This window comes from Shimia litoralis, assembly GCF_005518135.1.
GTDB lineage: Bacteria > Pseudomonadota > Alphaproteobacteria > Rhodobacterales > Rhodobacteraceae > Shimia_E > Shimia_E litoralis.
Genome location: NZ_SULI01000032.1, coordinates 23,221 through 30,063 on the forward strand (window position 1 = coordinate 23,221; position 6,843 = coordinate 30,063).

The window sequence follows — 6,843 nt, forward strand, 5'->3', positions numbered from 1 at the left end:
ACATGTCAAAGAAACATTCTCGTCGTATTTTGACGCTTGGGGCTGTGGGATTGGTCGGGGCTGGCTTGCTGGCGGCTTTTTGGCCGCAGCCAATGCAAGTGGATATGGGGTTGGTCACGCGTGCAGCCATGATGCAAACCGTTGATGAAGAGGCGCGCACGCGTGTGCGAGATCCCTATGTGGTCTCAACACCGATTGCCGGTCATCTTTTGCGCGTTGATTTGCTTCCGGGGGATCACGTGACCAAAGACGAAACGGTTGTCGCCAGAATGATGCCAGCCAACCCTGCCGCCCTTGATATTCGCACGCGTGAACAAGCCAAAGCCGCAATTGCGGCGGCCCAAGCCGCGCTTCGGGTGGCCGAGGCCGATATGAATAAAGCGATTGCAGATCGCGACTTGTCCCGATCCGACGTCGAACGGGCAAGAAAATTGTTCGAACAAGACGCGGTGTCTCAGGCGGCCTTGGATCGCGCAGAAGGAACATGGCGGACAGTTCAGGCGACGGTGGACACGGCGCGTGCCGCGATCTCTATGCGAGTCGCAGAAATTCGCAATGCCGAAGCAAATTTGATCAGTTTTGAAAACACCGGCCGGATCACAGGATCGGTTGGGGCAATTGACCTACCGTCCCCCATTACTGGTGTGGTGCTTCAGGTGATTCAGCAATCAGAAACCATTTTGCCCGCCGGTGCGCCAATTCTGGAAATAGGCAATACAAATACGGATCTTGAGATTGTCGTCGAGCTGTTGTCGACGGATGCAGTCAAAGTTGCCAAAGGGGACCCTGTTTTGATTACAAACTGGGGCGGAGAAGGGGTTTTGAATGGCGTGGTCGAACGCATTGATCCTTGGGGATTTACCAAACCGTCGGCTTTGGGTGTCGAAGAGCAGCGTGTGAATGCGGTGATTCAATTCACGGATCCGCCGGAAACCCGCCAAGCGCTGGGCCATGGGTTCCGTGTGGAAACGCGTATTGTCGTTTGGGATGCCCAAGATGCGCTTGTTGTCCCCTCCAGTGCTTTGTTTCGTGAGGCGGGCGCGTGGTCTGTTTTTGTCGTCACAGGCGGTATTGCGCAGGTGCGGTCGATACAGGTGGGGCGAAACAACGGTATACAAGCACAGGTGCTTGAGGGGCTAAACGCGCAAGAGACTGTTGTCCTTTACCCTTCCGCTGGTTTGGTGAGTGGCACCAAGGTTGCCTCTCGGAGCACGCCTTAAGCCAAGTCGGCAGTGGCCCATAAATGCAAAAAGCCCCCAGAAGGGGTCTATTTCTAGTGTATGTTTCGAATTCATCCACAACTTATTGCGTTATCCACAGAAATATAGCTTTACAGATCACCTTTGGCCCATCACCATATCTGGTAGGGTTTGTGGAGTATTCCGCTTTCCCTAGAGCAGGCACCAAACGCTTGGGGAGCTGCCAATCTCCCGGCGTAATAGAAAAAGAGGTGAACGCCATGGCATTATCAGAGCAGTTCATGGATGAAGATATTCATCCAATTGATATCGTCGAACACATCGCAGAGCACCACGACTGGAGCTTTGATCGATTGGGTGATGACCAAATTTCTATGGCAGTTGAGGGCCAGTGGCGGACCTATTCGATCACGCTTGCCTGGTCGGATTACGATGAAACGCTCAAGCTTGTGTGTTCTTTTGAAATGGAACCCCCTCAAGACAAGCTGCCACAGGTGTTTGAATGCTTGAATGCGGTGAATGACCAGTGCTGGGCAGGCGCATTCACATATTGGAACAAACAAAAGCTGGTGATCTATCGCTATGGGCTGGTGCTCGCAGGCGGGCAAATCGCCAGCCCCGATCAGATCGACACAATGATCCGTACCGCTGTCTTAAGTGCCGAACGGTATTACCCCGCCCTTCAATTGGTCGTCTGGGGAGAGCGCTCGATTGATGATGCGATGCAAGTCGCCATTGCAGAGGCCTATGGGCGCGCGTAACACTTCGCCCTGAATTGACAGGGGGACCTTATGAAATTGGATGTTGTAGCGGATCGCGGGCTTGTGCTTCTTGGATGTGGCAAGATGGGCTCTGCGATGCTTGAGGGATGGTTGTCCGACGGGTTGCCGTCGACATCTGTGTATGTCCAAGATCCGGCTCCGAGCGCGTGGGTGACGAATACGGGCGTCCATATCAATGCCTCGTTGCCAGCATCGCCCGCGATTGTTCTGATCGCGGTCAAACCTCAAATGATGGCGGAGGCATTGCCTGTGCTGCGGGCGATGGGTGGGGGCCAAACCATGTTTGTGTCTGTCGCTGCGGGTATTAGTATTGCGCAATACGAGGACATTTTGGGTGCGCAGACACCAATTGTGCGCGCAATGCCCAATACCCCCGCTGCAATTGGGCGCGGGATCACCGCTCTGATTGGAAACTCCCACACATCTGATGCACACCTCGATTTGGCCGAAAGCCTTCTGTCGGCTGTGGGGCAGGTGGTGCGTCTGGAAACCGAGGCACAAATTGACGCTGTCACAGGCGTAAGCGGTTCTGGCCCTGCTTATGTGTTCCATATGATTGAAACACTGGCCGCTGCGGGCCAAGCTCAGGGCTTGTCGGCTGAAATGTCGATGGTTCTCGCTAAGGCGACCGTCGCGGGCGCCGGAGCCTTGGCGGAAACATCCGACGAGACCCCGACGCAATTGCGTAAAAATGTCACCAGCCCCAATGGCACCACGCAGGCGGGGCTTGAGGTGCTCATGGATGCCGAAAACGGATTGCCGCCTCTCATTGACAAAACCGTAGCCGCCGCAGTGCGCCGATCTCAGGAGCTTGCAAATGGATGATCTGTCCTTTGATGATTTTCTCAAGGTAGATATCCGCGTGGGGCGGGTGGTTCAGGCCGAACCTTATCCCGAGGCCCGCAAACCAGCGATCAAGCTTTGGGTTGATTTTGGCGGTGATATTGGCATTCGCAAGAGTTCTGCACAGATCACCAAACATTACGATCCAGAGATGATTGTGGGCAAACAGGTGATGGCGGTTGTGAATTTTCCTCCACGTCAAATCGGCAAATTCATGTCCGAAATTCTTGTGCTTGGGCTGCCTGACGAGAACGGCGATATTGTACTGGTCGGCCCAGATCAACCTGTCCCAGCCGGGGGGCGGATGCATTGACACAGATCTTCGTGTCTCGCCCGCTGCCGGATCAGGTCTTGGATGCGGCACGCGCTTTGGGAACGCTGACGGTTCGAGACAGCAATGCGCCGCTCACGCCTGATGAGTTGCGCCAATCTTTGCGCGACTATGATGTGGTTTTGCCAACCCTCGGGGATATGTTCGCAGCAGAGGTGTTTGCAGACGTGCCAACCCCAAAGTGCGGTCTGCTGGCCAACTTTGGTGTGGGATATAACCACATTGATGTGCAAGCCGCCAAGGCCGCCGGAGTCGTTGTGACCAATACCCCCGGTGCGGTCACAGATGCGACGGCTGATATTGCCATGACTTTGATGCTGATGAGCGCGCGGCGCGCAGGACAAGGGGAACGGTTGGTCCGAGCTGGGAAATGGCAAGGCTGGCACCCGACCCAGATGCTTGGCATGCATTTGTCGGGCAAAACGGTTGGCATTGTCGGCATGGGGCGTATTGGTACGGCGATCGCCCAGCGATGTCACTTTGGGTTCGGCATGAATGTGCTGTATTATAATCGATCAAAGAAAACGCTGCCGTTTGTGGCGACACAACTGGCCGATCTTGCGGACTTAGCACATCAAGCTGATGTCTTGGTGATGGCGGTGCCTTCTGGTGCCGCGACATGGCACCTTGCAAATTCAGAGGTCTTTGCCGCCATGCAACCGCATGCGCATTTCATCAATATCTCGCGCGGGGATGTCGTGGACGAGGCGGCGCTTATTCGGGCGCTGCAAGAGGGGCAAATCGCTGGTGCCGGACTGGATGTGTATGAGCAAGAGCCGCATGTCCCTGAAGCATTGATTGCGATGGAAAACGTGACGCTGCTGCCGCATCTGGGCACCGCCGCACTCGAAATCAGAGCTGGAATGGGCCTTATGGCCGTCGAAAATATCAAGGCGTTCCTGGGGAATGCAACGCCGCCAAATCTGGTTTTGCATACCTGACCTTACGGTCCAGTGGTTGATGTGGTTGTCAGAAAACCCCACCATGAGGGTTTTGACATAACCGGTTTGGAGTGTCGGCATCCGTGTGTTTGGATTTCCAAATCACAAGGGTTTCAGATATTACCAGATATCCAAACAGAGGACGACACAATGAATTTTCCAGATTTTATTATGGGGTTTCCGGCGATTGATGTGCCCTTTTCAGAAGAAGTTGTTCAGACAAGAGCCATTCAGTCCGAAGATGGCCTAGTTGTGTTTTTTACGTTCTTGCAAGGCATGGAGTTGCCGATGCACTCGCACGGGGCACAATGGGGAACCGTGGTGCATGGGCAGATTGAGTTCACGATTGGGGGCCATACACAGACGTATGGACCGGGGGATAGCTATTCTATTCCGGCGGGTGTTGAACATGGCGCCGTTATCCAAGCGGGCACCAAGGTGATTGACGTCTTTGAAGAAGCCGACAGATATCCGCTTAAGCGCTAGACCTTCACGCGTCCGGTCTTTGGCGCCGCTTACAGAGGAATATCTTCCATGGCGGCGCGCCAGTGGCGACGGCACAACGAAACATAGGTTTCGTTCCCGCCGATTTGGACTTGGGCGCCTTCGCGCAACACTTGACCGTTGGCGTCCTGTCGCACCACCATCGTGGCCTTTTTACCGCAATGACATATGGTGCGAACCTCGCGCATTTCATCGGCAAGCGCCAACAAAGCCGCAGAGCCGGGAAACAGATTTCCCTGAAAATCCACACGCAGGCCGTAACACATCACGGGGACACGCAAATCATCGACCGCACGTGCCAGCTGCCAGACGTGATCGTGGCTTAGAAACTGGGATTCGTCGATAAAGACACAGGCGATGTCGCCCTGATCGCGTCGGTGGGCGATCTTTTCAAACAGGTCGTCCGTATCGTCAAATGTGTCGGCAGCTTCGCCAATGCCGATTCGTGACGCAATGCGCCCTTCTCCGGCACGTTTGTCAAACCGCGCCGTCAACAGATAGGTTTGCATTCCGCGTTCGCGGTAGTTGTGCGACGCCTGAAGCAAAACCGTCGACTTGCCGGCGTTCATGGTCGAATAGTGAAAATAGAGCTTGGCCATGGCGACGTGATATGTCGCAGATCGGTCGAAATGCAAGAGGCGACCGGGCAGTATCCCCGGGAAAAAAGGGATCGGAGCGCCAAAAACATGACGGCTCCGAACCTACCGAAATACTCGTCAAAGGGCTTTCCCGAGACAGGGCCTCATTGGGGATGCGGAAAGCGTTACTCATTTACTCGGTAAGTCAGTCTCCTCCAGTCAAAGTGACCGGATGGCGACGCCCCACCCAAATCCCGCATTCTAACGAACGGGTACTGATACGCGTCCCTAGCGTAATGCGTTAGGACACTTTACAAATGACATTTTCATCGCAAGTCTTTAATGGGAAAGACAATGTTGAATTCCCCTCTGGGGGACGTGTGTGGTTGGGGGCAAAAAGCATGGCCGGTAATGGGTCCTATTTAAAGAAACATTCCGAGGCTTTGGTAAAGGATGTGGGCATTGAGGCCGCGTGCGAAGTCACGGGCAAGTCCAAGGCAACATTGGGGCGATATTATTCTGCCAATGAAGAGCACGCAGACAGGTTCATGCCCATTGACGCGGTTGCAGCCTTGGAAAAGGCCGCAGGGTATCCACATGTGACGTCGGCTTTTGCGGAGCTTCAGGGAATTACGTTATCATATGACGCCACACGCAAGAATGATGGCGACAAAGGTGGGGTAAACTCGGATATCATTGCCCTGAGCCAGCGTTTTGCAATGTTGATGTCTGAATACAGTCAATCCATCGAAGATGGCGTGATCACCGTGAATGAAGCCAAGCGCCTGTTGAAAGAAACGGTCGCGCTTCAGCAAGTGCTGATCGACATGAAGTTGAACCTCGAAGAGGAGTCCGGTTAGGGTATGCCGTCCGGACCAAACCGCCGCGAGTTTCTCCAAGCAGAGACATACACGCCAGAGCTATTGCACGGTTTTTTGGCTGATCTTGAGGTGACAGAGCATTCGTCAGATGTCTGGCGTTTGTTGGTCGGGTTGGGCCGCGAGCTGGAACTGCCGATGGTTGACCTGATCACTGCCAGCAACTACGCGAATTGGAAAAAGACGCTGTTTGTGCGTACGTCTTATGACTCCACTTGGTTGCATGACGTGAACAAGAACCCTGATCTGGCAAAATGGTCCTATTTTAGAAGTCATGCAATGCATCATCTGACGCCGTTCGCCGTCGGAATAGAGTTCGTCGATGAATACTATCATATTCCCCAGACACGATATGATCTGCTTCGTGAGGCCGCGCGAAGGGGGCTGAGGTCTGGATTTTCGATACCTTTGCGACTTCATGCCCCGCCTCAAGCGGGATTGATCACGTTCTCGGGTGATCATGGCAAGCGTGACATGCAACGTATTATCGAGGCGCATGGTTGGATATTGAACGTCGCGGCCCTATCGGGCCACCAACGATATCTGACGCATTTTTTTGCTGAATTCTCAGAGCGAAATAGCATCACGTCCAAGCAAAAAGAGCTTTTGGTAATGATTGGCTCAGGCATGCAGGATAAAGCAATCGCGAAACAGCTAGAGGTCACGGTGTCGGCAGTGCGCCAGTGCATGAGTCACATTCTGCGCAAGACCGGTCTGACCAATTGAAGTGGTCCGGCAAATTCGGACAGCGTGCTAAGATGTATCCAACCCGATTGAATGGATACAA

General features: G+C 54.0%; 9 protein-coding genes. 8 read left to right on the forward strand and 1 reads right to left on the reverse strand.

The window, feature by feature from the left end; genetic code table 11:
* The first annotated feature begins 2 nt into the window (after nt 1-2).
* From FAP39_RS16240 to FAP39_RS16265, 6 genes are all read left to right on the forward strand, one after another.
* Nucleotides 3-1,220 (forward strand): efflux RND transporter periplasmic adaptor subunit, encoded by a 1,218-nt coding sequence (locus FAP39_RS16240; protein ID WP_138017433.1) that lies wholly within the window; start codon nt 3-5, stop codon nt 1,218-1,220.
* 239 nt (nt 1,221-1,459) lie between these two features.
* Entirely contained in the window at nt 1,460-1,960 is a 501-nt protein-coding gene (locus FAP39_RS16245; RefSeq protein ID WP_138017434.1) for a type III secretion system chaperone family protein, read from the forward strand.
* A 30-nt stretch (nt 1,961-1,990) separates the two neighbouring features.
* Entirely contained in the window at nt 1,991-2,806 is an 816-nt protein-coding gene (gene proC, locus FAP39_RS16250) for a pyrroline-5-carboxylate reductase (protein ID WP_138017435.1), read from the forward strand.
* Nucleotides 2,799-3,137, forward strand: a complete 339-nt coding sequence (locus tag FAP39_RS16255) for a tRNA-binding protein (protein WP_138017436.1) — start codon at nt 2,799-2,801, stop codon at nt 3,135-3,137. Before proC ends, FAP39_RS16255 begins: the two co-directional genes overlap by 8 nt.
* Nucleotides 3,134-4,096: a 2-hydroxyacid dehydrogenase gene (locus FAP39_RS16260; protein ID WP_138017437.1), complete on the forward strand. Its 963-nt coding sequence runs from the start codon at nt 3,134-3,136 to the stop codon at nt 4,094-4,096. Before FAP39_RS16255 ends, FAP39_RS16260 begins: the two co-directional genes overlap by 4 nt.
* 150 nt (nt 4,097-4,246) lie before the next feature.
* Nucleotides 4,247-4,582 (forward strand): cupin domain-containing protein, encoded by a 336-nt coding sequence (locus tag FAP39_RS16265; protein WP_138017438.1) that lies wholly within the window; start codon nt 4,247-4,249, stop codon nt 4,580-4,582.
* 29 nt (nt 4,583-4,611) lie between these two features.
* On the opposite strand, the gene FAP39_RS16270 is transcribed toward FAP39_RS16265, so the two are convergent.
* Nucleotides 4,612-5,199, reverse strand: a complete 588-nt coding sequence (locus FAP39_RS16270; protein WP_138017439.1) for a thymidine kinase — start codon at nt 5,197-5,199, stop codon at nt 4,612-4,614.
* Between the two features lie 380 nt (nt 5,200-5,579).
* On the opposite strand from FAP39_RS16270, the gene FAP39_RS16275 reads away from it, so the two are divergent.
* Together FAP39_RS16275 and FAP39_RS16280 are read left to right on the forward strand one after the other, a co-directional pair.
* On the forward strand, nt 5,580-6,038 hold the full coding sequence (locus tag FAP39_RS16275; RefSeq protein WP_138017444.1) for a phage regulatory CII family protein: 459 nt from the start codon (nt 5,580-5,582) through the stop codon (nt 6,036-6,038).
* Between the two features lie 3 nt (nt 6,039-6,041).
* Complete coding sequence (locus tag FAP39_RS16280) at nt 6,042-6,782, forward strand: helix-turn-helix transcriptional regulator (RefSeq protein WP_138017440.1); 741 nt, start codon at nt 6,042-6,044, stop codon at nt 6,780-6,782.
* The last annotated feature ends 61 nt before the right edge of the window (nt 6,783-6,843 follow it).

Bases quoted from the DNA above. Each gene is read 5' to 3' on its own strand.
- FAP39_RS16240 (WP_138017433.1), top strand. From the start codon at position 3: ATGTCAAAGAAACATTCTCGTCGTATTTTGACGCTTGGGGCTGTGGGA.
- FAP39_RS16245 (WP_138017434.1), top strand. From the start codon at position 1,460: ATGGCATTATCAGAGCAGTTCATGGATGAAGATATTCATCCAATTGAT.
- proC (WP_138017435.1), top strand. From the start codon at position 1,991: ATGAAATTGGATGTTGTAGCGGATCGCGGGCTTGTGCTTCTTGGATGT.
- FAP39_RS16255 (WP_138017436.1), top strand. From the start codon at position 2,799: ATGGATGATCTGTCCTTTGATGATTTTCTCAAGGTAGATATCCGCGTG.
- FAP39_RS16265 (WP_138017438.1), top strand. From the start codon at position 4,247: ATGAATTTTCCAGATTTTATTATGGGGTTTCCGGCGATTGATGTGCCC.
- FAP39_RS16270 (WP_138017439.1), bottom strand. From the start codon at position 5,199: ATGGCCAAGCTCTATTTTCACTATTCGACCATGAACGCCGGCAAGTCG.
- FAP39_RS16275 (WP_138017444.1), top strand. From the start codon at position 5,580: ATGGCCGGTAATGGGTCCTATTTAAAGAAACATTCCGAGGCTTTGGTA.
- FAP39_RS16280 (WP_138017440.1), top strand. From the start codon at position 6,042: ATGCCGTCCGGACCAAACCGCCGCGAGTTTCTCCAAGCAGAGACATAC.